Annotated in this window: 20 protein-coding genes and 3 pseudogenes; 8 read left to right on the top strand and 15 right to left on the bottom strand. The window is 68.7% G+C overall.

Annotated features, from left to right (window positions below; translation table 11 throughout):
- Window positions 1–103: 103 nt before the first annotated feature.
- The 4 genes from cyaB to AC07DC_RS09330 form a co-directional block, all read right to left on the bottom strand.
- Window positions 104–673, bottom strand: coding sequence for a class IV adenylate cyclase (gene cyaB / locus AC07DC_RS09315; protein ID WP_478913408.1), 570 nt, complete (start codon window positions 671–673; stop codon window positions 104–106).
- A gap of 29 nt (window positions 674–702) precedes the next feature.
- Window positions 703–1,779, bottom strand: coding sequence for an aldo/keto reductase (locus AC07DC_RS09320; RefSeq protein WP_478913410.1), 1,077 nt, complete (start codon window positions 1,777–1,779; stop codon window positions 703–705).
- Window positions 1,780–1,789: 10 nt separating this feature from the next.
- Complete coding sequence (locus tag AC07DC_RS09325; protein WP_478913411.1) at window positions 1,790–3,928, bottom strand: B12-binding domain-containing radical SAM protein; 2,139 nt, start codon at window positions 3,926–3,928, stop codon at window positions 1,790–1,792.
- Between the two features lie 334 nt (window positions 3,929–4,262).
- Window positions 4,263–4,592, bottom strand: a complete 330-nt coding sequence (locus AC07DC_RS09330; protein WP_478913413.1) for a DUF6415 family natural product biosynthesis protein — start codon at window positions 4,590–4,592, stop codon at window positions 4,263–4,265.
- 252 nt (window positions 4,593–4,844) lie between these two features.
- On the opposite strand from AC07DC_RS09330, the gene AC07DC_RS09335 reads away from it, so the two are divergent.
- A complete protein-coding gene (locus tag AC07DC_RS09335) occupies window positions 4,845–6,170 on the top strand; it encodes a tetratricopeptide repeat protein (protein WP_478913414.1) in 1,326 nt (441 codons plus the stop codon).
- An 89-nt stretch (window positions 6,171–6,259) separates the two neighbouring features.
- Here the strand turns inward: AC07DC_RS09335 and AC07DC_RS09340 are convergent.
- Window positions 6,260–6,358: pseudogene (locus AC07DC_RS09340) on the bottom strand (IS982 family transposase); the annotation flags it as partial.
- Window positions 6,359–6,577: 219 nt separating this feature from the next.
- Here AC07DC_RS09340 and AC07DC_RS09345 point away from each other — a divergent pair.
- From AC07DC_RS09345 to AC07DC_RS09355, 3 genes are read left to right on the top strand one after another with little or no spacing between them, the layout of a single operon-like run.
- Window positions 6,578–6,961: a cupin domain-containing protein gene (locus tag AC07DC_RS09345; protein WP_478913416.1), complete on the top strand. Its 384-nt coding sequence runs from the start codon at window positions 6,578–6,580 to the stop codon at window positions 6,959–6,961.
- The gene (locus AC07DC_RS09350; protein ID WP_478913418.1) at window positions 6,958–7,380 is read left to right on the top strand and encodes a hypothetical protein; all 423 of its coding nucleotides are present in this window, start codon (window positions 6,958–6,960) and stop codon (window positions 7,378–7,380) included. Before AC07DC_RS09345 ends, AC07DC_RS09350 begins: the two co-directional genes overlap by 4 nt.
- A 30-nt stretch (window positions 7,381–7,410) precedes the next feature.
- On the top strand, window positions 7,411–9,195 hold the full coding sequence (locus tag AC07DC_RS09355; RefSeq protein WP_478913420.1) for an ATP-binding protein: 1,785 nt from the start codon (window positions 7,411–7,413) through the stop codon (window positions 9,193–9,195).
- 463 nt (window positions 9,196–9,658) lie between these two features.
- On the opposite strand, the pseudogene AC07DC_RS09360 reads toward AC07DC_RS09355, so the two are convergent.
- A pseudogene (locus AC07DC_RS09360) lies at window positions 9,659–10,229 on the bottom strand (transposase); the annotation flags it as partial.
- Between the two features lie 473 nt (window positions 10,230–10,702).
- Here AC07DC_RS09360 and AC07DC_RS09365 point away from each other — a divergent pair.
- Entirely contained in the window at window positions 10,703–11,491 is a 789-nt protein-coding gene (locus AC07DC_RS09365) for an alpha/beta fold hydrolase (RefSeq protein ID WP_478913422.1), read from the top strand.
- A gap of 228 nt (window positions 11,492–11,719) precedes the next feature.
- On the opposite strand, the pseudogene AC07DC_RS09370 reads toward AC07DC_RS09365, so the two are convergent.
- The 5 genes and pseudogenes from AC07DC_RS09370 to AC07DC_RS09390 all read right to left on the bottom strand — a co-directional run.
- Window positions 11,720–12,079, bottom strand: a pseudogene (locus AC07DC_RS09370) (IS982 family transposase); the annotation flags it as partial.
- Between the two features lie 578 nt (window positions 12,080–12,657).
- Window positions 12,658–14,364 (bottom strand): relaxase/mobilization nuclease domain-containing protein, encoded by a 1,707-nt coding sequence (locus tag AC07DC_RS09375; protein ID WP_478913424.1) that lies wholly within the window; start codon window positions 14,362–14,364, stop codon window positions 12,658–12,660.
- A gap of 5 nt (window positions 14,365–14,369) precedes the next feature.
- Window positions 14,370–14,888 (bottom strand): MobC family plasmid mobilization relaxosome protein, encoded by a 519-nt coding sequence (locus AC07DC_RS09380; protein ID WP_478913426.1) that lies wholly within the window; start codon window positions 14,886–14,888, stop codon window positions 14,370–14,372.
- 339 nt (window positions 14,889–15,227) lie between these two features.
- On the bottom strand, window positions 15,228–16,136 hold the full coding sequence (locus AC07DC_RS09385) for a DUF2637 domain-containing protein (RefSeq protein WP_478913428.1): 909 nt from the start codon (window positions 16,134–16,136) through the stop codon (window positions 15,228–15,230).
- A gap of 249 nt (window positions 16,137–16,385) precedes the next feature.
- On the bottom strand, window positions 16,386–17,915 hold the full coding sequence (locus AC07DC_RS09390) for a DnaB-like helicase N-terminal domain-containing protein (protein ID WP_478914092.1): 1,530 nt from the start codon (window positions 17,913–17,915) through the stop codon (window positions 16,386–16,388).
- Between the two features lie 274 nt (window positions 17,916–18,189).
- Here AC07DC_RS09390 and AC07DC_RS09395 point away from each other — a divergent pair, with 274 nt between their 5' ends.
- From AC07DC_RS09395 to AC07DC_RS09405, 3 genes are all read left to right on the top strand, one after another.
- Window positions 18,190–18,732: a helix-turn-helix domain-containing protein gene (locus AC07DC_RS09395; RefSeq protein WP_478913429.1), complete on the top strand. Its 543-nt coding sequence runs from the start codon at window positions 18,190–18,192 to the stop codon at window positions 18,730–18,732.
- 122 nt (window positions 18,733–18,854) lie between these two features.
- On the top strand, window positions 18,855–19,073 hold the full coding sequence (locus AC07DC_RS09400; RefSeq protein WP_478913431.1) for a helix-turn-helix domain-containing protein: 219 nt from the start codon (window positions 18,855–18,857) through the stop codon (window positions 19,071–19,073).
- The gene (locus AC07DC_RS09405; RefSeq protein WP_478913433.1) at window positions 19,070–20,368 is read left to right on the top strand and encodes a site-specific integrase; all 1,299 of its coding nucleotides are present in this window, start codon (window positions 19,070–19,072) and stop codon (window positions 20,366–20,368) included. Before AC07DC_RS09400 ends, AC07DC_RS09405 begins: the two co-directional genes overlap by 4 nt.
- Before the next feature lie 93 nt (window positions 20,369–20,461).
- Here the strand turns inward: AC07DC_RS09405 and AC07DC_RS09410 are convergent, their stop codons facing one another.
- The 4 genes from AC07DC_RS09410 to AC07DC_RS09425 all read right to left on the bottom strand — a co-directional run bounded on the left by AC07DC_RS09410 (window position 20,462) and on the right by AC07DC_RS09425 (window position 23,496).
- Window positions 20,462–20,842 carry a hypothetical protein gene (locus tag AC07DC_RS09410; RefSeq protein ID WP_478913435.1) on the bottom strand — a complete coding sequence of 127 codons (381 nt, stop codon included), beginning with the start codon at window positions 20,840–20,842 and terminating at the stop codon, window positions 20,462–20,464.
- 206 nt (window positions 20,843–21,048) lie between these two features.
- Entirely contained in the window at window positions 21,049–21,411 is a 363-nt protein-coding gene (locus AC07DC_RS09415; protein ID WP_478913437.1) for an STAS domain-containing protein, read from the bottom strand.
- A gap of 34 nt (window positions 21,412–21,445) precedes the next feature.
- Window positions 21,446–22,744, bottom strand: a complete 1,299-nt coding sequence (locus tag AC07DC_RS09420; RefSeq protein WP_478913439.1) for an ArsB/NhaD family transporter — start codon at window positions 22,742–22,744, stop codon at window positions 21,446–21,448.
- Window positions 22,745–23,085: 341 nt separating this feature from the next.
- Window positions 23,086–23,496 carry a MerR family transcriptional regulator gene (locus AC07DC_RS09425; protein WP_478913441.1) on the bottom strand — a complete coding sequence of 137 codons (411 nt, stop codon included), beginning with the start codon at window positions 23,494–23,496 and terminating at the stop codon, window positions 23,086–23,088.
- Window positions 23,497–23,654: the final 158 nt, after the last annotated feature.

Here is a 23,654-nt window from a genome sequence, read left to right on the forward strand (position 1 = left end):
TCCGGAGTCTTCGCGCACGGACGGCGGCAGCGCGTAGGAACGGGGCAGCGGCCCGACCCGGGAGGACACTGGACCGGTAGCGGCAACGAGCACGTGGTGCGATTCAGGATGCGGTGTGGCGGCCGAGGGCCAGGTGCGGGTAGCCGGCGTGGATGCGTTCGCCGAGCTCGGCACCGATGGTGGCGATGAACTCGTCCAGGCGGGCGGTGGCAGCTTCGATGCTGTCGGCTTCGCCCTTGAACTCGAACTCGATGAAGGTGCCGAGGCCGGCGACATCATCGAAGGCGACGGCGATGTCCCCGTCGCCGGTGGTCCATTCCTCGCGGACCTTGTCGACGGTGGCGATCTCCGTGTAGTCGAGTGCGTCCAGGAGCAGGGTGACGGCCTTCGGATCGGTGACGGCCGACTCGTACTCGTCGCAGTGCGTCTTCACTGCGGCCTCGATCGGGTGCCACCGCTTGAAGTTCAGGGACGCGGTGTTGTCCTCGACGCGGACCCGCAGCCATTCGGAGATCGTCGTGGGCGCGAGGAAGTCCCGGTGGGGTGCGTTGTAGTAGGTGTCGATCTGGCGGGACGCCTCGCCGGGCTTGGCTTCCATGCGGGTCAGGGTGTCCTTGACCGACTGGGCCGGGACAGCGAGCCGGTACTTCTGCTCGACCTCTGTGTACTCCACGGTGTGTCCTTCACTGCTGGGGGCGTGGGTCAATTCTTTCGATGGGCGGTGGTGCCGGACTGGGAATCGGTCATCTTCTCCCGTACGGGTGACATGACGGCGTGCAGGAAGTCCATGTCCTCGTCGGTGATCGGTTCGTCGGTGCGGGCCAGGGTGGTGCTGATCTGGGGGGCATCCCGGAATCCGATGAGAGCGACGGCCTTCGGAGCGTCGTGCAGCGCGTACTGCACTGCGGCTCTGGCAAGGTCACGAGGGGCGGCGCCGAACCGTCGTCCGATCCGATCCACCGCGTCATCCAGCAGGCGCAGAAGGTCGGGATCGACCGGCTTGGACGAGCGGTGGTCGGAGGCGCTGAACGCGCGTTCGGAGCCGGTCCGGCGGGTCCCCAGGAGGAGTCCCTGTCCGAGGACTTGCTTGATCAGGACACCGATTCCTTCGGCGCGCGCGAAGGCGAAGATGTCGGTCTCGCCGGGTGAGTACCGGGGGCTCATCAGGCTGTGCCGCACGGTGAGCACGTCCGGGCGAACGGAGCGGAGCAGATGCAGGAAGCGGCGCGTCTCGGCCGCGTGGGGGTGGCTGGGCTGGTCGGCCCATTCCAGGGCGAACCGGTGAGGTGCGCGCATCCCGATGGCCCGGATCAGACCCCGGTCGCGCAACTGGACGACGGTGTCGATCGCTGGTTGCAGGTAGGTGTCGCGGTCGCCGAAGTCGGTGCTGTGCAGGTGGTACAGGTCCAGGTACCCGGTTCCCAGGTTGTCCAGGGTCGTGGCGAACTGGCGGTGTATCTGGCTGGGGAGGTAGCGGTGTCGGGCGGTGCCGGCGAAGTACCCGACCTTGCTGGAGATCACGAGGTCCTTGCGGGTGGTCTCCCGCAGCAGGCGGCCGATGAGGCGTTCGGAGCGGCCGAGCCCGTAGACGTCTGCGGTGTCGAAGAGGGTGACGCCGAGTTCGTGTGCTCGGACCAGTCCTTCGAAGGCGGCATCCTCGTGTACTCCGTCCCAACCGATCGGTGTCCCGTTGTTGACGGCGGGGCCGCCGATGGTCCAGCAGCCCGCGCCGATCCGTGACACCTTCCGGCCGAGGCCCGGCATGTTGTGGTGGTCCATCTGATCCTCCCTAGGTTCCGCAGGGGTCTGAGGCGTTGATCAGCTGCCAGCCGATGGCGGACTCCCACCTGCCGTGTTCGTGGCGGAGCATCTTGGTGTGCTCCCCGCGCAGTTGCGCTCCTACCTGATCGACGGTGGACGCCATGCGCTCGCGCAGCCGCTCGATCCGGGCTTCCAGCAGGGTGCCGATGAGGACGGTGAGCTGCTGCTCGGCGTGCTCGTCGACCGGGATCACGGGGTGGGTCTCGATGACCGCGATCATCTCGCCAAGGACGGTGAAGGCGGCGTCCTTGAGGACGACGCGGGCTGCACGTACCGCGTCTCGCTGGTCGCCGTCGAGGATCTTCTCCAGCGACTTGAGCGTGTAGTCCAGGGCGAAGTTCCGGTCGACCCAGCGCTGTGCCCACGTGCTGGCGACGCCGATGCGCCAGTCCGCGAACCGGGCATCGACTCGGCCCATCGAGGGCCGTACGGCTCCGGTCAGGCCGCGTTCCTGGGCCTTGCGGGTGTAGGCGGCCCCGATCAGGCACTCCATCGAGACGAGCATGTAGGAGATGCCCGTGTGCAGAGGGCGCCCGGTGGCCGTCTGGGCTACGAACGCCTCGTCCCGTACCCCGCGCACGATGTCGGCCGGCGACAGGTGCGGCTGCGGATCCAGCAGGAGATCGGTGCGGCCCTGGAAGGCATAGGTGGCCTTCAGCTCCTCCAGCGTCATCAAGTGGTCGAAAGTGATGTACGTGAAGCGAGTGGGGACCCCGAGCGCGGACAAGGTACGGATGGCCAGGGCGTTCTGCTCGCCGCCGGTCTCCTTGTTGAACCGGGTCAGGATGGAGTCGACGCCCGATTCCACGCCGAACAGCATCCGACGCAGGCCCCGGTTCACGAGCGTGCGCCACATGTCGGCCCGTTCCACATGCCATGCCGTGTCGCGGTCGGTCCGTACGACCTGGTCCACCCGACAGCTCGACTCCCAGGCGAACCCTGCCTCGTGCAGCACCCGGCCGACGTCCAGCGCCCGGGAGACCGCATCATCACCGCGGCCGATGAACTCCTCGTCGACCAGGTACAGAGTCCGCGACACATCCGGATAGCAGTCGTAGACCTTCCGTAATTCACCCAGCATCCACGGCAGCCGATCCGGGGCGGCTCCGGACCAGGTGCCCTTGTGGCCGCGCGGGCAGAACGAGCAGAAATTCGTGCACCCCCGGCTCGCCTCCAACTGGGCCACGCCGTGGTGCTCGAACGTGGCGGGGAGAAGATCGAGTTCGGGGAAGATGTCCGCCGTCGCGTCGCGCGCTATCGGCTTGGCCGTGCGACGCCGGGCGATGGCTATGCCGCCCCCTCGGGCCGTTCCGTTGTACCCCAGCGCCGGAATGTGCTGGCGCTCAAGGTCACCGTGCCAATGCCCGAGGAGCCCTTCGATCGTGGCTTCCCCACCGGCACGGGCCACCAGCAGGTCCGGATAGCGCTCCAGCAGCAAACCTTCGTTACGCGCGGTGAGGCTCCCGCCGACGACGATGACGGGCGGCTCCGGCAGGGCGAAGACCGTATCCAGCAGCTTGATCAAGAGGTCATGCTGGCCGAAGGTCGCGGACACTCCCAGAATGTCGGGGGCCTCAATCCGCACCCGGGTGATCAGGTCCTCCAACGTCACACCGAGCTGCATGTCTGCCAGGGACACGGTCCCCAGGAGGGTAGAGCGGGCGGCGCGTGCCACATCGGAGATGCCTAATGGAAAGCGGGGCAGCGGGAAGTACTCCGGGTGGTACAGGGCGGCGAGCAGCACACGCGGGCGGCTGAACCGGCCGACAGCGTGCTCGTCCAGCTCTGCCAGTGACAGCCAGGATCCGGTGTCCGCGAGGTGGAGGTGCCCGTCCAGCCAGGCCGGCCAGACCCGCGTCTCATGCGGTTGTCCGGACAGATCCGCGACGACCCATTGCCCGTCGGCACGTTCCAAGAGCACCAGGCGCCGCTCCAGTGTGCCGGTGACGTGCACTCGCCCGGCATGGCAGGACGCGAGGGCTGAGCGCAGGGCTTCGGGGGCGATCGACAGGCTGTGTATGTCCTGTTCCGCCAACCGGTGTTGGTCGTCAAGTGATCCGGCCAGCCGGAGGATTTCTCGCAGCCTGGTGCCTGTGTCGAGGGACATGGACAGGGGTCCTTCCGGGAGGGAGGAGCGGGAGGTGGAATCCGGCGGCCGGGCGGGAAGTGGCACCGCGCGGCCGTCGGGGTCTGTGGCGGGTGGCGTAGGAGCAGGACGAACAGCCGGACCACGACTCACCGAGGAGACGGGCGTTACACCGGCAGGCGTGCGGGTTCGTCGGGCGGCGGCAGGTCAGGGCGGGCGGCTGCCACGGGGACTGGGGCCGCCTCTGTCACCTGCGGTGCGAGGATCACTGCTGGCGGGAGCAGCCCCAGCAAGCCCAGCAGGGCCACGGCCAACCCGGGCTTCGAGGATCGTGGGGCAGCCGCGTGCGTGCCGCTCACCGTTGGCCACCTTCCGGCGACGCGGCGGCGTAGCGGGCCAGATGGTCAACGGCCTTGGCCAGCAGACGGAGGTTCGCGGCAGGGTCCTGTACGGGGTCCTGCGCTACGGCCCGGGCATGGCGGACGGTGTTCATCGCGATGTCGCGGGCCCGGGAATCCACGAGGTTCGCGGCGTAGGCGTCGGCCGGGTCCAGGAGTGCGCCGATGTAGGTACGGAGGCGCCCGCGCAGCACATCGGTGGCAGGCCCCGTCGGCCGGCCTTCGGCCAGCGCCAGGGCGAGCCGGACGTCACTGGCCATGTCGGCGGCGCTGGCCGGGGTCGTCATCGGGACTCCGCGGGCAGGAACACCACGTGGGTTGTGGGGGTACAGACGCTTTCAGTGGTGGTTTTGTCGGTGGTGTGCACGGGCGTGATCACCGTTTTCCGTTCGATGAGCGAGCACCTTCTCTGTGCTGTTCAGTCAACGGGCAGGTACACACGGTGAGGAGGTGCCAGGCTGTAGGCCAGTCGTAGGCCCGTGTAGGCCAGCTCAGGGTGGACATGAGTTCCTCCCGTGCCAGGGGGAGGGAGGGGCGAGGTGCCCGACGGCGCGGAGATCGGCTTACTGATCCAGCAGGCGTGTGCGGCACGTGGTTGGGGTCCGGCCAAGCTCGCCCGGGAGCTGGGGATCGCCGAGGGGCGAGGGCCCGCCGGCCTCGACCGGCAGTCCGTCCGCCGGTGGATGGTCGGCAAACGGAAGCCGGATTACTGGATGCCGTACATCGTCGAGGTTCTCGAACTGGACGATCACTCGGTTGCAGCACCGGAATACGCCGAGCCCGGATCAGCGGTCGCCGATACCGTGGCGTCAGTCATCGAGTTGGGAAGGAGCGACGTGCTACGGCGGAACTTCCTCGCCGCGACGAGCGCATACGCCCTTGGCGCCATCAACCTTCCGGACCCGGAGAGCATCGTGCGCCGGACCAACCGTGCCGGAGCCGTACGGGTCGGCACCGGAGAGGTCGCCGCAGTCCGGCAGATGTCCCAGGTCCTCGGCGACGCGGCAGCCGAGCTCGGCGGCGGTCATGCCCGGCACCTGGCCGTGCGCTACCTGATCGAAGACGTCGGCCCGTGGCTCAGCGGCAACTACACCGAGAAGACCGGCCGGGACCTGTTCGCCGCGACCTCCCAACTCGTCCACCTCGCCGGCTGGATGGCCCAGGACGAAGGCAACCAGGGCATGGCCCAGCGCTACTACGCGCACGCCCACCGCCTCGCAGCCGAAGCCGGCGACCTCGAACTGTCCGCGACCGCCCTCCGCGGCCTGGCCGTCCAGGCCATCGACCTCGGCCCGAGGTTCCACGCAGTCGCGCTGCGGCTGTCCGAACGATGCGTCGACGCGGCGAAGACACTCGACGACGCGCGAGCCGTCTCGTATTACCAGACCACCCTTGCCGACGCCGCCGCGCTCGACGGCGACCGCCGACTTGCGACCAGGGCGCTTGCGGCCTCGCAGACGGCGATTGAGAAATCCCCCGACGCACCGCCGGGGGATTCGTGGGCCTCCCACTTCAGCATCGGGCGATGGGCCCACCACTCGGGCATGATCCTCGCCAGGCTCGGCGACCTCGACGGGGCCACCGAGCACCTGCACCAGTCCCTTGAGATCCACGGCCTCGACCGCCGCCGCAGCCGCGCGATCGTCCTCGCCGACCTCGGACAGGTCCACGTGCGGCAAGGCGACCTCGACGCGGCACTGTCCACATGGTCGGCATTCCTCGACTGCACCGACGGCATCAGGTCGGTGAAAGTCGGCGAGGCGGTCGAGGACATGTACGCCCGGCTGGACCGCTACAGGAACGTGCCCGAGGCAGAAGACCTCCGGCAGAGAGCAGAACCTTTGCGGCCCGCAGCGGAAGCCTGAGTCCCTCGACACCCCGAGCGTCCATCGCCACCACGGCTACCGCCGATCGGTGACAAGCGCCGGTTCCCTAGATGATCGATTCCAAGGAGTCAGCGGTCGTAGACGGTCAGTGAGCGCAGGATGGACTGTCCGGTGCGGTCGTTGTGCCAGAACGCGTCGGTCAGCGCGAGGATTCGCGGCATGACGCGGCGGACGGGCGACTTCGACGCCACGAGCGGGCCGTGGTGCGTGCGGCATGCTTTGCCCTCGACTGCCGCCACTCGAAATCGACCTGTAGCCGAAGTCGCGCACCTTCAGGCCGGGGAGATGACCGTGCGACAGCCGGTCGGATGGGCTGTGAGGTCACATTGTGACGCCTGAAGTTCACGTCTTCCTGGTGACGGCAACGAACGATGCAGGAGGTCATCATGCCCCGCACACGCAAGGACGAAGCTCCACTCCTCGTCGACGCACCGGTCATCACGGGCCGGTATGCAGAGCTCGACGAATACACGGTCTCCTTCGAGACCTTTCCCGGCGACGCCGACGGCACGGAGGTCTTCCGCGGGCTGCCCGACGACCGGTGCCAGTGCCCGCATTGGGGCATGGTGCTCTCCGGCCGACTGACTCTGGACTACCGCGACCGCACCGAGACCTACGAAGCCGGCGACGTCTACTACGCCCCGCCCGGCCACGTGCCTGTGGTGGCGGCCGGGACCGAGACCATCGAATTCAGCCCCACCAGGGAACTCCAGCAGACGATGACGGTGGTGGCCGCCAACATGGCCGCCGCCGCAGGAGGTGCGTCATGAGTATCGGACAAGTCGCCGAGCAGGCCACGGCCCGCGAGCTGGCCGACAAGTTCGTGAGTTTTCTGGAGACCGGGATCCCGCCGACGGGCGTGTTCACGCCCGACGTCTTCTGCGACTTCACGATGCCGCAGTGGCGGCTGCAGGCACAGGGCATCGATGACGCGGTGGCGCTGCGCCGGGCCGGACACCCGCAGCCCGGTCGGGTGCCCCGGTCACGGTTCGACGCCACGACGACGGGGTTCGTGCTGGAAGTCGAAGAGCAGTGGGAGCAGGACGGTGAGTCGTGGTACTGCCGGGAACTGTTCCGAGCCGACGTGTCCGACGGGTCGATCTCGCAGCTGTCGGTGTACTGCACCGGCGACTGGGACCGGGCACGCGTCGCCGAACACGCGCGGGCCGTGCGGCTGCTCAAAACCTGAGCGCGCACCGAATGGCCTTACGCTGTGGTCATGGAGGCTGCCGCGGACAGGATCGCCGCCGCCCGAGCGGCCCTGCTGATGGCCTACTACCAGGCCCGGGACACCGGTGATGCCGAGCTCATGGCAGCGGCGGCACTCAACCTGCCGTCGGGGCTGTACTTCGGTACCCATCCGGGTCAGGTACCGGCTCTGATCCACGAGGCGTACGAGGCGGCGGTCACGCCGGCGAGCCGATGCCGGCTGGCCGCTGCTCTGGCGCGGGCTTGGGGCTACGGAGGCGATGCCCAGCGGGCGGTGACATTCGCACGCGAAGCGGTCGCTCTGGCCGATGGGCTCGGCGATCCTGAGATCACCGCCGATGTCCTGGACGCCGCGCTGGTCGCGCACTGGGGACCGGACGACTTCGCGGACCGGCTGGCTCTCTCGGCACGTCTGGCCGACACCGCGGCCTATCTCACGGAGCCCGCGCCGCGGCTGACCGCTCACCTGTGGCGGCTGACCACGGCGTGGGAATGCCTGGACGTAGTGGCCGTGCAGCGGCAGCTTCGCGCGCTCGACGCGCTCGCCGAGGAGTCAGGCTCGGCGCGCCACGCCTTCTTCGCCGCGTCACGCCGCGCCATGCACGCCCTGGTCATCGGCGACCTCGACACGGCCGACCGGCTCATCGTCAGCACCCGCGACATTGGTGTGCAGGCCGCCGAACCCGACCTGGAAGCGGTCACACACAGCCTCGTCGCCGCCCGGGCACAACAAGTCGGCGACACCGAGACGCTGCACGGGGAGGCCGCAGCGTTCGAGGCATACGGCGCCGCCGAGGGGGTGCCGTCGGTGTCTGCAGAGGCCGCCGTGTTCTGGCTCGCGGCGGACGAACCGGACCGAGCATTGGAGCTGCTTTACCAGCTCGCCGGTGCGGGGCTCGATACCGTGCCACGCGATGTCGACTTCCTGCTCACCGTCACCTCTCTCGTCGAGGTCGCGGCAGCACTGCACCACCATGACATCGCCGCCGACGGCGTCCGACTGCTGATGCCCTTTGCCGGCCGGGCGGTACTCAACGCCGGTGCGGTCACCTTCCACGGCGTGGTCGACGATTACCTCCACCGCGCGGAACTGGCACTGGGACGGCCCGACGCTGCACGCTGGCGCCACCACGCCGCATCCTCCTACCAGCGGATCGGGGCCACCTGGTGGCGGGACCGGCTCACCGCACCCGCCCCGGCACCGTCAGCCCGTCCCATCTCCGTGCACCTGCACCGAGACCGTGGGGGCGGCTGGCTCGTCGGCAGCGACGGTTCGGCAATCGTGCTGCCCGACCTCAAGGGCTTGCACTACCTGCGTGAACTGCTCCGAAATCCGGGCATCGACGTGAGCGCTCTCGACCTGTCCGCCGTAGCGCCAGGTCATGCAGGGGTCGTCGTCACCGAGGCCGACACGGGCGACATCGCCGATCAGCAAGCCCTGGCGGCTTATCACCGCCGACTGCGCGACATCGACACCGAACTGGACGAAGCCGAGTCTTGGACCGACCAGGGCAGGCTTGAGCAACTTCGGCTCGAACGCGAGGCGCTGCTCGCCGAGGTGCGTACGGCCACCGGGCTCGGCGGACGACGCCGACGCTTCACCTCGACACACGAGCGGGCCAGAGTCGCCGTCCGCAAAGCAATCGCGTCCGCCCTCGACCGTATCGAGCACCACGACAGCAGCCTCGCCCGGCTGCTACGCAACACGATCCACACCGGTGCGTCCTGCCGCTACGACCCAGACCCCGCTCGCTCCGTAACCTGGCTGCTCGACCCCCCGACACCTGGACCGTGAACGGCCAAAGGCGTCCGTGATCCGCAGCCCGAGTGTCGGCAGACGGTTCGTCGACACTGATCGACGCAGACCGGCCGGTTCGCCACCTGCCCATCGCGAACCTTCGCGTGGACGCAGGCGATGAAGACGGCATGGTCGCCGCCTACCGCGAGCCGCCCGGCACGCGGACCGGCTGTGGGCACAGGGCCTCGCGCCCCGAGCGGTGTTCCGGCCGGAGTACGGCGGCCGGACGTTCTGGCTCCGCCCGCGTGGCTAGTTGATCGATTCCAGGCGACCGCACCTGGGTACGGGTAGCGCAGGTCAACGGCCGACCGTAGCCGCGGCACATCAGGCCGGCGCAAAGAGGGCCCGTTCTTCCGAGGGGCCGGCAATTCAGGCTTCGGCGGGCGCCGCTCGCCGGTCGAGAAAGCCCTCTGAGCAGCCTGTTCACGGTCACCCGGAGCGGCTACCGGTCTTTGCGGCCTCAGTGATCGTAGGCGGTCAGTGATCGCATGACGGGTTGACCGGTGTGATGGTTGTGCCAGATGGCGGCGGTCAGCGCAAGGATGCGCTGCAGGACGCGGACGGCCACGCCGCCGACGGTGCGGCCGCGGTGTCGTTCGAGGTCGAGTTGGCCCTTGAAGGTCTCGTTGACCGATTCGATGATCTGCCGCAGCGGTTTGAACAGCTGAGATCCGGCCTGCGCGGCCTCGCCCGTGCGGGCCGGCCGGCCGCAGCAGCCGAATGTCCAGCCCGGCCAGCTGCTGCTCGAACTCGCGGCCGAAGTAGTTCTTGTCGCCGATCAGCGTCTGCCCCGGGCGGTCAGCGGTGAGCTGGGGCTCAACCGCGAGCAGGTCCAGCAGGGTCTCGCGTTCGTCGGCCTTGGCCCCGGTCAGCGCGAAGGCGACCGGCAGGCCGTGCAGGGTGCACACCAGGTGCAGCCGCAGCCCCCAGAAGTAGCGTGTGTGGCTGGCGCAGTACCCGTACTGTGCCCATCCGGCCAGGTCGGAGCGCTTGTCAGTCTCGCGGGAGCGTCCGCACTCGACCGTTGATGAGGATCGTTGAAAATCCCCACCTCATGCTCGGGGTTCGGGCCACACCTGCTCACCTGATCTCCCCACCCCAGGGACTCTGACCGGGCTGTGGCGCTGACTGGCCCCTGCCGGCCTGGCGAACGTCCGCCCAGCTGCCGGTCCGGTCAGGAGATGACGGGGCTGCGGCGTCGACAAGGACGACGTCGCGCCAGCGCCCGTGATGCTTGCTCCGCGCCGCGGAGCTGGATCCGAGGGCCACTGCGGCGGCTGTCTGCGCCAGCCGCGAATACACGACGCCTCAACATGCGAGCCCACCAGTCGAACCCGGCCCACCGCCCGGTTGCCCTCCGGTCGCGCAGCACGATCAAGGCTTCTAGCGTGGAACAAGGAGTGTTCCACCGCTGCCGCCGTTTCTGGCCGACCGGGGTGCTCAGCAACGTCACCGAGGCCGACCTTCGGGCCTACACCGTACGGCAGGGAGGAGACGATGAGTGATGGGCACTGACTGGCAGCTGCGCGAATCCGGCCCGGCAGACGCCGCCAGCACGGTGCTGCTGCTTCCCGGAGGCATGTGCAGCGCCGACTCGTTCGCGGAGGTGATGGCGCAACCCGCGCTCGGACGGCTGCGGCTGGTGGCCGCGACCATGCCGGGACACGCGGGGGCGGCACCTCTGGAGGACTGCAGCATGGCGTCCTACGCGCGGGTTTCGGCGGAGCTGGCGGCCGAGATCCGGGCGGACGTCGTGGTCGGGTTCAGCATGGGCGCGTGCGTCGCAGTGGAGATGGTCACATCCGGCGCGTTCACCGGGCCGGTCGTGCTGTCGGGCGTCAGCCTCAGCTCACCCGACGAGCCGGCGTTCTTCCGCGCACTCGTGGGGCTGGGCCGCGTACTCGGCGGCATCCCGGTGAGGCTGCTGGGCAAGGCGACCGGGGTGATGCTCAAGCGCATGCGGATGTCCACGGAGCGCCAGGCCGAACTGCGCGCCGACTTCGACAGGAACGACCCGGCGGTCATGCGGTGGATCCTGCTGGAGTACACGCGGTGGCTGCGCCAGGACGAGCAGCGGGCCGTCCGGCTGTGCCAAGCCGGAGTGCCGACCTGGACCATCCACGCCGACAAGGGCGACGGCGGGCTCACCGACGCCGAGCGCAGCACCCTGGAGGCCTGCCCGAACGCCCGTCTGGTGACGATCCCGGGCTCGGTGTTCTTCCTTCCGGTGGAGGCCCCTGAACCGCTGGCCGCCGCCATCGCCGAGGCCGTCGCCCACGCTACTCATCCGTAGCCGGCGGTGGCCCACCACCACAGCACGAGTCAGCCGAGACTCACCGTGTCCGCGACATCAGGCGGCTCGTGAATACGCGACACCTCAACATGCGAGCCCACCAGTCTCACCCCCGGTGACCGCCCAGGTCGGGCCGGATCCTACGGAGCGCGCGACTCGGGCCTTTGATGCGCGCGCAACCAAGTGGGGAGCCGAGAGCGGGCCTGGTCGGTTTTTGCGGATCCTCATCACCGGTGTGGAGTCCGCGATCCATACGTCATCGGTCCACAGCGTGGTGTCGCGGGCCAGCGTGCGGGTGACCCGCCGGATGAGGTCGGCGGGCTTGCGCAGCCGCTTGTTGTAGCCGGGCTGCTGGGGCAGGTAGGGGAACAGGTGCCGCAGGTGGGCGCGGGCGTGCCGCAGCCACCGAGCCTCGGAGGTGAAGCCAAGCATCGCCTGCATCATGGCCAGCGTCACCAGCTCCGCGTCGCCGAGCTGCGGTGCGATGCCCACGGCCAGCCGCCAGGGGGCAAGCTGCGGCGAGTCCTTCAGCAGGTCGTCGGGCTTGACGCAAAGTGCGATCGCGAGGGAGTCCAAGTCTGGCTTCACACACGGACATTGGACTCCCTCGCTTCATGCCCGCAGGATCCCTTGGAATCGATCATCTAGTTTCTTGTCGGCCGCTGGTGGCTGCCGCTTGTGTGCTGGTCAAGCCACTGGCCTTGCGGAGCCGGCGGAGCTCGGCTCCCAGATGGTGTTGCCTGTAAGTGGGATTGATGATCTGCGCCACGGGTGGTGCGCCTCCAGCTCACAGGGTCCTCTGCAGGTCGGCAGTCTGCCATGATCAGATTCAGTGGCCACATTCTGCACTGCCCTGTTGGGGCCGCTCGTGACCGTCTGCCGGAGTTCGCCTACCTGGCGCAAATGGCCCAATGTCTTGCGGTAGTCCAGGTAGGCAGCCAGGCGGGCGCGTACGGGGTCGGCGAGCAGGACAGCCCGGTTCGGCAGGAACAACCGGCCGTCGAGATTGACCTTGCCCGCATTGCGGTCAAGCCGCGACCGCCTTGGTCGATCGGCTCCTGCCGCTTGGGCAGAACCCATCGAATGGACATTCCGATGCTCGTGTGGCTCCGCTCATAGCCGGGGCCGCTCGTGTTGAGAGAACGGCCCCGCAGTTGTGACCAGGGCTATCGGCGATGCCGAAGGGATTGGGGCGTAGCTGCTGCGGGCTGAGGGTGCTGGACCGGATGTGCGGGGGCCTGAGCGCCAGTGATGGTGGAGCGGCTTCGTGCGGCTTCGGCTCGTGGGTTGGGTGCGGGGTTGCGGGCAGTGTGTTGGATGCGGGTGAGGAGGACAGTTGCGGGTTGGCGGGCGGTGGCCAGTTCGCGACGGGCGGCGGCCTCGATGAGGAGCCGTTTGGGTTTGTGGGCGCCGGATTCGGCGTCGGCAAGAACGGTGGCGAGGGCGGGCCAGTTGGGGTCGGCGAGGATGCGTTCGGCGTGGTCGGGCAGGGCGGCGCGGACGTCGGCGGCGAGGGTGTTGCGGACTTCTTCCTTGGGCTGGCGGGCGGTGAGGCCGGCGAGGTGGGGGGTGAGGGCCTGGTCGTGCGCGTTCTGGAGGTGTTGGACGGCCTGGTGGGCGGCAGCGGCCTGTTGTTGGTGGCCGCGTCGTTCGTGCCAGCGTCCGGCGAGGATTGCCGTCCATATGAGGGTGGCGAGCAGCGCTGCGAGGGCGTTGCCGTCAGGGCCGGTGGTGGCGTTGATGATGTCGCGGGCGGCGCGCCGCAGATCGGCAGCGGCCTGGTCCTGCGCACGGATCTGGGAGTACTGGGCGCGGGCGAACGTCCTGGTGGCGGCGCGGAGTTCGGCTCGGAGTTCCTTCGGGGCGGTCTGGGAGGTGGCTTCGATGAGCTCGCCGAGCGCGGCGATGTGGGCCTGATCGAGGGTGCCGTCATCGTCCCCACCAGTGGTGGTGTCGAGGAGGCTGGTGGCGTGGGTCCAGGGGGTGCCGGGGTGGTCGCGGCGGGCGGTGGGGTGCTCTTCCGGCTTACTGGTGTCGAGACGGGCTTGGAGTTTGGGGAGGGTCAGGTCGGGGGCGATTTTCCCGCCGGGGATGTAGTTGGGCTGTCCGTTGGCTTTGAGGTCGCCGGGGCGGGCGGCGACGTAGCCGATCGGGTCGCCGGAGGGTATCCGACGGATCTTGATCTGCACACCTTCGGCCTGCAGGTAGGCGAAGAGTTCCTCGACGTTCGCGGCGTGGGGGATGGCGGCACGGATACGGTCCTGGAGCCATTGCCTGGCGGGCTCCTTCCAACCCAGGCGCGCGGCTTTGTGCATTTCGCCTTGAGTGGGGCTGGTGGTGGCGGTGCCGTCGCCGGGGGCGAGCTGGCGCAGCCCGTAGTCCTTCTCGATCTGGCGGCACTCCTGCCCGGCGCGCTGACCGCTGTTGTGACGCTTCGGTCGGCGGCCGTCCTCGCGGACGGTGGTGGCGAGGATGTGGATGTGGTCCTCCGCGTGACGCACGGCTATCCACCGGCAGGCGAAGTCATCGCCCGGCGGTGCGATGTCGGCGGCGCGGACGATGCGCTCGGCGATCTCCCCCCATTCCGCGTCCGACAGGTGCCGGTCCTCGGGGGCTGCGCGCACGGGACAGTGCCAGACGTGGTCGGTGACCTGCTTGCCCGGTTCGCCATTGCGGAGCTTCACAGGTTCATCGAGGTAGCGGGCGAGTTCGGTGAGGGTGGCGCTCGGGTCGCGGCCAGGGTCGGGCATCGCGAAGTCTTCGAAGCCAGCCACGATGTGGGGGTCGTGATGTTCGTCGTGGCGGCCAGGCCCGTAGAGGTAGGCGAGCAGACCGCGGGTGTTGGCACCGGAGGGCTTGATGGCGGCGATCACGGCGGTCAGACCCCCTGACCGGAAGGCTCACGCAGAGCCTCAGCTATTTCCGCCAGCAGGCGCTGCAGCTCGTCCAGGCTTCGGTAGGCGTCGGCTGGTGCCTCGTAGCCGCCGTTGTGGGCGCGGGCGATCTGGTTGATGTTGTGCCCGATCCGGCCGAGGTGGCGGATGACCTGGGTGCGGAACAGGTGGAGCTTGCGGCGCTCTTCCGCGAGCGGTAGGTCGACGAAGAACCGGCCGTCGATGAAGGCCAGGGTGACGTCGGCAGCGAAGCCGCCGGGGCTGCGGTAGCCGTTCGCGGCAGCCGACACGTCCAGGTGCTCACGTTCCTCGGGCCGGAACTGCAGAGGGCCGACACGGGCTTGGCGGTTCACGCCGTTGAAGCGGCGGTTGGAGCGGTGGGGGCTCGGCTCAGCAGGGCGCACGTCGGCGAGGATCTCGCGCTGGACGGCGGGGAGCTTATCCGGGGCGAGCTGCCCGACCTCCTGGCCTGGCGCGCCCTCGCGCCGGGCTCCCTCCGCCACCCCTGGGGCGGAGACTCCCCCACTCCGGCCACAAGTCGGAGTTGGGGTACTACTGGCTCCGCCAGGGGCTGTCTTTCCCCACGCCCACCGCCAGAGTCCCTTCATCGTAGGGGGCTTTGGGATCTGCTCGGATCCCTCTCCGGTGTTATCTGCGATGTGTTGGTCCTTCGTCATGTTGGGGTCTCCTGGCGGATGGTTCGGTGCTGCGAGCGAGGCGGATTCGGACGGGTGAACCCGGAGTGATGGTCCGGATGTCCGGCGGTTTGGTGGGGCCGGAGCGATGGGATAGAAGAGCGGTGCGGCTCCCGGCCGACCGGGAGCCGCACCATGCCGTCCTGGTCAGCGCAAGGTGAGCTGCTCGGCGGTCTCTTCCGCGCGGAGGCGGTCCATGACGGCGGTGAGCCGATCACTGGACAAGGTGATTCCGTGCGCCCGCACGGCCTTGGTGACCACGGTTCGGCTCAGGAGGCCGGCATCGGTTGCCGCCCGGCGGCCGATGACGAGCAGGTCGTCCAGGGACGCGCCCGGCGGACGCCCAGCAGCCTTGCCGGCGGTCAGCCCACCGGAACTTCCGGTCGGGCTGTCACCTGGGGAGATCGCCTCGCTCCGGGGCTGGTCCACAGCGGGCTGTCCGTCTATCTCCTGGACCCAGAAGCCTTTCGAGGAGGCAGCCGATCGGCCGTCCGCGTCCCTGTCTTCGACCGGCTCGTCGGCGGCTTCGTCGTCACCGGTGGGCGGGATTCCGGAGGGCCCACCCTGGGGTCCGCTGCGGTCAGCGGGGATTGCGTGCGGGGGAGTGTCCGTGCTGTGGCGGGCGATGAGGATGCCGAGGTGGACGGCCCCGGCCAGGGCGAGCGGGGCGAGCATGGACAGGGTGCCGACGGCGGTGTCGCCGAGGCGCAAGCCCGTTCCGGCGGGGGCCTGCTCGTTGAGGCGGACGGCGTGCAGGACGTTGGCCCAGACGCTCGCGGCGGTGGAGGCGGAGAACAGTATCCATACGTAGGCGCGAGCGAGCCGTGGGGCGTCGCGCAGGACGAGCAGGGCGCGCACGCCGTAGGCGATGAACCCGTCGATGATCAGGGGGAAGAGGAGAGTCAGCGGCCCCCGGACATGGATGGCCTGGGCAGTCTGCCGCAGGGCGTCGTAGGACAGGGCGAATCCGGCGAGGCCGAGGGTGAGGATGGCGGCGCGGTCCCAGCGGGTCACGCGGCTGGTGGGCGCTTCGGCCGTTGGTGCGGTGGTGGGCATGCGGAGTTCTCCGTGGGTGGTTTCCAGGGGCGTTCACGGCGTTCACGGCAGGGGCGTACACGCGAGCCCCCTTCTAAAGGGGGGCTCGCGCGTGAACGCTCGGGTGCGTGGACGGCGTGGACGGTCGCGTGAACGTTTGACCTGCGGTTTTGCAGTGAGCGTGGACGCTCTTGGCGCGGTGTGGATCCGTCTGCGCGGGAGGGGTGCGTGTACGCCCCCGTGTACGGTCCTGACGCCCATCGGGCGGGGTTAGGAGACCGCGCCAATGTGACGGACCGAGGCGCGGTACCGGGCCTGCTGGCCGCCTCCGCTGCCGCCTGCTGCACCCTCGGCCTTGACCGCGAGTCCCGCCTTGGCGAGGCGCTCCAGGGTGCGCCTCGCCTTCTCGCTGGCAGCCCGGTCGGGGTTGCTGTCGCCGCTCTGGATGGCAGCCAGCTCGCGGACGGTCAGGCCGTCGGGGCGCTGGCGCAGGATCGCGACCGGGTCGAGGGCGGGGTCGACCTGGGACGTGCCGCGTTCGTGATCGTGGAGGACCTGGAGGGGGCCGATTTCACCGGTCGGGCACTTGAGGTGGTGGAGCGTGACGGCGGGATCACCGGCCTCGCCTCCGATGAACAAGATGCTGCCCGCTCCGGAGGTGAGCCAGGTGGAGCCGTAGACGCGGTCCAGGCTCGGTCGCTGGGCGCGAGGCGCGCCTTCGGTGGCCTTGCGCTGGTGGTGCAGCTCCATGACCTCGACGCCCTGACGGATGGCTCGCTGGCGGGCGTTGTTGTAGGCGACGGCGAGGGCGTCGTCGACCAGGGTGCTGACCGCGTCCTTGAGGCTGTCGATCACGATCGTGTCGGCCTGGTGGGCGGCGGCGAGGTCGGCGAGGAGGTCGGGTTCCTTGTCCAAGGTGGCGGGCAGCGGGCCCTGCCAGACGGCGAGGCCGTCGCGCAGGCGTGACTCGTGCGGGGGCTCGATACGTCGGGCCAGGGCGCGGGCGATCTGCTGGGACCGGTCCATGGCCAGGTACAGCACGCGTTTGCCCGGCGCGACCGGCATGTCGAGCACGCTGTTCGCCAAGCCCAGGCGGGCCAGGATCACCTGGTGGGCGAGGGTGGTCTTCCCGACGCCCGGCGCTCCGACGATCATCAGGCTCTCGCCTGAGGCCCAGGCTGTCTGCGAGCGCGTCCCCCACAGGGGCTGCTTGTCGGCGCCGGTCTCGGTGACGAACCGCCAGCCGTCGACGATGTAGCGCGACAGCCGTCCCTGTCCCGAGGCCAGGGCGCGTTCGCGCTCGGCCCGGACCTCCGACTCGACCTCGCTGCGGATCAGGTCCGGGTCCGCTCCCGGTTCCATCGTGCGCTGGACGGTGCGGATGCTGGAGGTGCGCAGGCGCCGCAGGTCGGCCAGCTTACGCACGATGCCGGCGTAGTGCTCGGCGCCGCTGACCGAGGGTGTGGCGCCCGCGATCTGGTGCAGGTAGGAGGCGCCGCCGACCCGCTGCAGGTCGTCCTGCTCGCGCAGCTGGTTGCACAGGACGATCGGATCGGTGGGCTTGTCCTCGCTGCGCAAGGTGAGGAGGGCGCGCCAGACCGACTCGTGTGCCGGGCGGTAGAAGTCGGCGCCGTCGAGCAGGTGGCGCACGGCGTCGATGACGTCCGGGTGGTGCATACAGGCGCCGAGCACAGCGGCCTCGGCGGCCACGTCGTGCGGGGGTACTGCCGTTATGTCCGGAGATGGCGGGTGGCTGCCGTTCTCCCGGAGGTGTGGCGCGTTCGACCGGGGTTCGTCCATACTGGACACGAAGCTCCTCGACTTGCGGGCCACACGGGACGGCGAATCCCAGGCCACGCGGGTAAATCGTTCAGGGATGGGCGATTGCGAGTGTGCGAGCTTGGCCCTCGGCGTTCGTAGCGCCGGGGGCTTTTTGCGTTCACCTCCGTACGGAGGCAACGACCACGGTACCGGAAACGTTCCGCATTGCAACGCTTGCATTCGTCTCCGCAATGGTGTTTCCTTGTCATCATCGCCCCGGCTGTCCGCCGGGCCCTGTCGAGGAGGTGGAGCCGTGAGTGACGAAGGCGCGTCTCGCGCGGGGCAGGACCGGCCGCTGCCGGAGGAGTACGTCGCCGAGCGCATCAAGCTCGAACGCGAGGCGCGCGGCTGGAGCACGGTCACGCTCGCCGAGCGGATGGCGGAGGCCGGGCACGTCGTCAACCAGTCCGCGATCTGGCGCATCGAGAGCGGCAAGCCCCGTCGGCGGGTCAACCTCGACGAAGCCATCGGCTTCTGCAAGGTCTTCGACCTCACCCTCGAAGAACTGAGCAGCCCGCCCGGCCAGCTCGCCAATCCGCTGGTCCGCCGGCTCATCGGCGAGTACGTCGACAGATGGAAGGAATGGCGGGCGCTGAGCAAGGACATGCGCCGGATCCAGGACGACCTCAAGGCGTATACGGACGCCAACCCGAACCAGGAAGACATGGTCAAGGGCCTTCTCACGCATGAGATGGCCGTCGCCTCCAACGGCGAGTTCCATCACCACAACGCCGCTCCGCCCAGGCTCCGCAGCTACCTCGGCGACCGTATGAACGGTCCGACCGACAACAACTGAAACGGTGCCGCGCTGCTACGAACAGCGCGGCATCTGTTCGAACCAGTCGCCCATCCCTGAACGATTTCACCGGCCGGCCACGGGATTCGCCGTCCCACCGTCAGCCAGAAGAGGAACCTTCCATGCCCGCCAGCACTGCCACCACCGTCATCGAGCGGAAGTGGTTCACCACCGCCGAGGTCGCCGAGATGCTCAACTTCGGCCTGTCCAAGACCAAGGCACTCGTCCACTCAGGCGCCATCCGCTCAGTCCTCATCGGCCGCAGCCGCCGCATCCTGCCCGTCTGGGTCGACGAGTACGTCGACCGGGTCGTCGCCGACGACATGGAGCTGACGGCATGAGCGGCAAACGCGGTAACGGTGAGGGGTCCATCTACCCCTACAAGAATGGCTTCGCCGCCTACGCCTGGGTGACCACGCCCATGGGCAAGCGCGCCCGCAAGTACGTCTACGGCAAGACCCGCCCCGAGGTCCACGACAAGTGGCTCAAGCTCCACACGGCGGCCAAGGCCGGCCCGGTGGCCACCAGCACGCCGACCCTGGAGAGCTTCCTCGCCCACTGGCTGAAGGCCGAGGTGGAGGTCAACCTCAAGCCGCTGACCGCCGCGACCTACGAGACGGTGGTCCGCCTCTACATAACGCCGCTCCTCGGCGCCAAGCGCGTCGACCGGCTCAACGTCCGTGACGTGCGCGAGTGGTTGAACAAGCTCGCTGCCACCTGCCAGTGCTGCGCGCAGGGCAAGGACGAGGCCCGGCCCAAGGAGCGGCGCCGCTGCTGCGCGATCGGCAAATGCTGCGGCAAGGTACTGGCCAAGCGATCGGTCGGCGACGCCCGGACCGTGCTGCGCAGCGCCCTCACCTACGCGATGAGCGAGGAGATGATCTCCCGCAACGTCGCCCAGCTCGTCAAGATGGCCAAGCCCCGCAGCCGCAAGGTCATCCCCTGGTCGGTCGAGGAGGCCAGCCGCTTCCTCGAATCCGCCCGCACTGCCCGCGACCCGCTGTACGGCGCGTACGTGATGATCCTGGTCCTGGGGCTCCGCAAGGGAGAGGTGCTCGGGCTGGAGTGGTCGAACGTGCTGCTGGACCGCAACGAGGTCCTCATCCAGAAGCAACTCCAGCGGGTGCGCCGCCAACTGCTGCACTCGGAAACCAAGACCGACGCCTCGGAGGCACTGCTCCCGCTCCCGGACATCTGCCGGGCGGCGTTGCTGCTGCGGCAGAAGAGCCGCGACGCCCACAAGCTCGCCGCCCGCGAGCTGTGGACCGAGTCCGACATGGTCTTCACCACCCGCTACGGGACTCCGGTCGAGCCCCGGAACTTCAACCGGCGCTTCGCGTTCCGCTGCGCCGAAGCGGGAGTCCGGCTGATCCGCGTCCACGACACCCGCCACACCTGCGGGTCGCTGCTGGCGGCCCTGGATGTGCACCCGCGCATCGCGATGCAGATCCTCCGGCACACGCAGATCTCGGTGACCATGGAGGTCTACACGCACATTCCGTCCGAGCAGACCCGCGATGCCCTGCGCAAGCTCGGGGCGACGCTCGAAGGCGGGCTGGCCGACCTGGCGGCGGCCCAACTGGAAGAGGGCCTGCCTGATCCGGCAGCCGATGAAAGTCGCCAACAGCCGGGGTAGTTGCTGTACCTCGCTGCGTAACCGCAGACCAGAGGCCCCATCGGATGTCTCCGATGGGGCCTCTGGCGTAGGTCGGGACACCGCTGCCCTTCGTCAGAAGGTGTTGGCGGTGAAGGGGCGCGGCGGTTTGGCTACAAGGCCGAGCAGACGCTCGAATTCGGTGTACTCGTCTTTGCTCATGAGCTCGACGGCGTTGCCGAGGTTCTTCTCGGTGAGCTGCTGCATGAACGGGGCGAGGAAGCGCTGCAGGGTCTCCGGCGCGTCCACCGCTTCCTGCAGGTAATTCCGGTACCGAGTGCGCTGTATTCGTACTTCTTCAAGTTCGGCACGGGTTGCCTCGAAGACGCGAGCCTGTTCCTCCCTGCTGAACGGGCGTCCGTCGCGGTGGGTCCATGTATTGGTGCCGGAGAGGCGCCTGAAGTCCGTGTCGCAGAGAAGGGCGATGATTTCGAGTCGGAGTGCGAGCGTGGTCATGCGGGGTGATGCTCCTCGTTGGTTGGGGAACACCATCGTTCGGAGAATCGCCGGTTGGGCTAACCGGCGATCGTCGGCTATGTTGCGCCCGCTTCCCCGGGCCAATGCCGACGGCCGAAGGGGTTCGCCGACACCTCAGAGGCGCTGCTCCCGCTCCAGGCTTTGGTCGCATGGTGGCCATCCCAGGGAGCGGCGAGTCTGGGGTCTCATTCCGCGGTGTTGTCGACGTAGGTCAGGACGCGGTCGAAGCCGAGGCGGTGCAGGGTCTTGCGCTGTTCGGGGTGAGCGCGGTGGATGGCCAGGGACTTGCCAGGGGGCATGGCGGTGAGCAGGGGCATGAAGAGTAGGGCGGCGTCGGCCAGGAGGCTGACGTCGCCGAGGTCGAGGTGAATCTCGGCGGGGCCAGCGGTGGCGTATCGGGCGAGCAGCTGGCCGATCCGGTCGGCCTGTTGACGATCGATCTGACCGTGGAGGCTGACTACCAGCCGCTCGCCGTCGTGTTGCCCGATGTGGATGTAGCGGTGCGGGAGGTGGCCGGACCGCCATGCTCGGAAGACGTTGCGCGGCATGTGGATCGGTTCCGTTCCGGAGGTGCGGCGCTGGTCATGTCAGGGCGAAGTAGCGCACCCATATATAGGTGGCGCTGACCGCGATGGTGACGGCGGCGACCGGGGCGCCGTAGCGAGTGAAGGTCCAGAAACTGATAGGGGTCTTGTTGCGCTCCGCGATACCCAGAACGACGACATTGGCGGAGGCGCCGATGGCGGTGGCGTTCCCGCCGAGGTCGGCGCCGGCGGCCAACGCCCACCACAGGACGTGGCCGTGGCCGGGCCCGACGGTGGCGGTCAGGCTTGCGGTGATCGGGGCCATAGTGGCGACATAGGGGATGTTGTCGACGACTCCGGACAGCACCGCCGAACCCCCGAGCAGCAGCATCGCCGCTCCCAGCGCGTTGCCTGCGGTGGCGTTAGCCAGTGCTGTGGACACGGTGGTGATGACGCCGGTCTGGATGAGTGCACCGACCATGACGAACAGGCCGGCGAAGAATGCCAGGGTGGGCCACTCCACCTCCCGCAGCACGTCCTCGGTGCTGACCGGGGTGGCAGCGATCAGCAGCCCGGCGCCGAGGAGTGCGACGACGCTGGGCTCGTAGTGCAGGACCGGGTGCAGGATGAAACCGGCGATCACCGCCGCGAGTACGACCAGGCCCTGGACCAGCAGCCGCGAGTCGCGGATGGCGTCGCGTTCGTGCATCGCCAGCACTGCGGCGGCGCGTTCCTCGTCGTAGACGAACGCGCTGCGGAACATGACCCGGCACATGAGCACCAGCACACCGGTCAGGACGACGGCCAGGGGCGCGAGGTGGATGACGAAGTCGTTGAAGGCCAGATCCGCGCGGGTGCCGATGATGATGTTCGGCGGGTCACCGACCAGTGTCGCTATCCCGCCGATGTTCGACGCCAGTACCTCGGCGATCAGGAACGGCGCCACCGGCAGAGCCAAACGATCGCAGACCACCAACGTGACGGGAGCGACCAGCAGCACGGTGGTGACGTTGTCCAGCAGCGCGGACGCCCCTGCGGTGATCACTATGAGCATCACCATGACCCGGAACGGCCGTGCGTGGGCGCGTTTGACCGCCCAGATCGCCAGGAACTCGAACAGCCCGGTGCGGCGCAATACCGCGACGATCATCATCATGCCCAGTAGCAGGAAGATGACGTTCCAGTCGATACCCGAGGTGGTGGAGAAAAACGCTGTGTCAGAGTCGGTCGCCCGCAGCGCCAGCATTGCCGCCGCCCCGCCCAGCGCGGCCGCGACCCGGTGCACCCACTCGGTGATGATCAGCACGTACGCGCCAGCGAAGACCGCAAGAGCCGCCCAGGCGTGCCAGTTGCTCATCGCGCCGCCCGCCGCAAGCAGCGGACGGGGATGCGGAGTGTTCGGCTCACGGGGTGCCTCTCAAGCGCCTGGTTGCGGGATCGCCAAAGCGATCGCCGACCAGACTTCCCGGCACACCAGCGCGTACTTTACGGGTTCTTAACGCCGCCTGTTATGCCTTCTTCAAGCGCAGCGTGTCGTAGATGGCGGAGAAGCGCTGGTGCCGTGCGGTACTTGAGGGCCATCGGAGCGACAAGCGCCTGGGCCGACGTCGTTCCTGGCGCCTGGAGACCGTCGTCGAACTGGCCAGTCTGCTCGCACACGGTGGTAGCGGACGCGGCGCCAGCCCTGTAACGGCCGGGTCAGAACGGGGTGATGGTGGCGGGGTCAAGGCGAGTGCGGAGCGTGGCCGCGAAGTCCTCGGCGCGAGACAGCTGGACGCGGAGCTTGTCGACCTGCTCGGTGGCGGCCTGCTCGTATTCGCGCACGCGGCCCAGCAGAGCCTCGCGCTCGGCGGTGTCCAGGGTGTTGCCACCATCGAGGCGGTCGGTGGCGTCGAGCAGGTCACGCATTTGGTCGAGGGTGAAGCCGAGCGGCTTCATGCGGCGGATGACCATGAGCCGCTGCACGTCGGTCTCCGTGTAGAGGCGGAAGCCACCCTGGGAGCGCGCCGAGGGCGCGACCAAGCCGGTCTCCTCGTAGTGCCGGATGGTGCGCAGTGACAGCTCCGTCCGCGCGGCGACTTCGCCGATCTGCATGTGCTTGTCATCCACGCCCGTGGTCCTGGCCCTTCTCATCCCGGGGCGGGCCGCTTCCTGTGCGGCCCCACCGATCTCTACTCTAACGTTAGGGTAGAGTTGCTGACGGCGAGGGCGGCCCGCGCTGCTTTGCTGCTTTCGTGCCGGGACCGATGGCGCCCCCGGCGAAGATC

This window comes from Streptomyces sp. NPDC045021 (assembly GCF_056432645.1).

Excerpts from the sequence above, each read along its gene's own strand:
- AC07DC_RS09320 (WP_478913410.1), bottom strand. The coding sequence starts at position 1,779 with ATGGACCACCACAACATGCCGGGCCTCGGCCGGAAGGTGTCACGGATC.
- AC07DC_RS09410 (WP_478913435.1), bottom strand. The coding sequence starts at position 20,842 with ATGACCACGCTCGCACTCCGACTCGAAATCATCGCCCTTCTCTGCGAC.
- AC07DC_RS09405 (WP_478913433.1), top strand. The coding sequence starts at position 19,070 with ATGAGCGGCAAACGCGGTAACGGTGAGGGGTCCATCTACCCCTACAAG.
- AC07DC_RS09385 (WP_478913428.1), bottom strand. The coding sequence starts at position 16,136 with ATGCCCACCACCGCACCAACGGCCGAAGCGCCCACCAGCCGCGTGACC.
- AC07DC_RS09400 (WP_478913431.1), top strand. The coding sequence starts at position 18,855 with ATGCCCGCCAGCACTGCCACCACCGTCATCGAGCGGAAGTGGTTCACC.
- AC07DC_RS09420 (WP_478913439.1), bottom strand. The coding sequence starts at position 22,744 with ATGAGCAACTGGCACGCCTGGGCGGCTCTTGCGGTCTTCGCTGGCGCG.
- AC07DC_RS09345 (WP_478913416.1), top strand. The coding sequence starts at position 6,578 with ATGCCCCGCACACGCAAGGACGAAGCTCCACTCCTCGTCGACGCACCG.
- AC07DC_RS09355 (WP_478913420.1), top strand. The coding sequence starts at position 7,411 with ATGGAGGCTGCCGCGGACAGGATCGCCGCCGCCCGAGCGGCCCTGCTG.
- AC07DC_RS09350 (WP_478913418.1), top strand. The coding sequence starts at position 6,958 with ATGAGTATCGGACAAGTCGCCGAGCAGGCCACGGCCCGCGAGCTGGCC.
- AC07DC_RS09330 (WP_478913413.1), bottom strand. The coding sequence starts at position 4,592 with ATGACGACCCCGGCCAGCGCCGCCGACATGGCCAGTGACGTCCGGCTC.
- AC07DC_RS09415 (WP_478913437.1), bottom strand. The coding sequence starts at position 21,411 with ATGCCGCGCAACGTCTTCCGAGCATGGCGGTCCGGCCACCTCCCGCAC.
- AC07DC_RS09365 (WP_478913422.1), top strand. The coding sequence starts at position 10,703 with ATGGGCACTGACTGGCAGCTGCGCGAATCCGGCCCGGCAGACGCCGCC.
- AC07DC_RS09325 (WP_478913411.1), bottom strand. The coding sequence starts at position 3,928 with ATGTCCCTCGACACAGGCACCAGGCTGCGAGAAATCCTCCGGCTGGCC.
- AC07DC_RS09390 (WP_478914092.1), bottom strand. The coding sequence starts at position 17,915 with ATGGACGAACCCCGGTCGAACGCGCCACACCTCCGGGAGAACGGCAGC.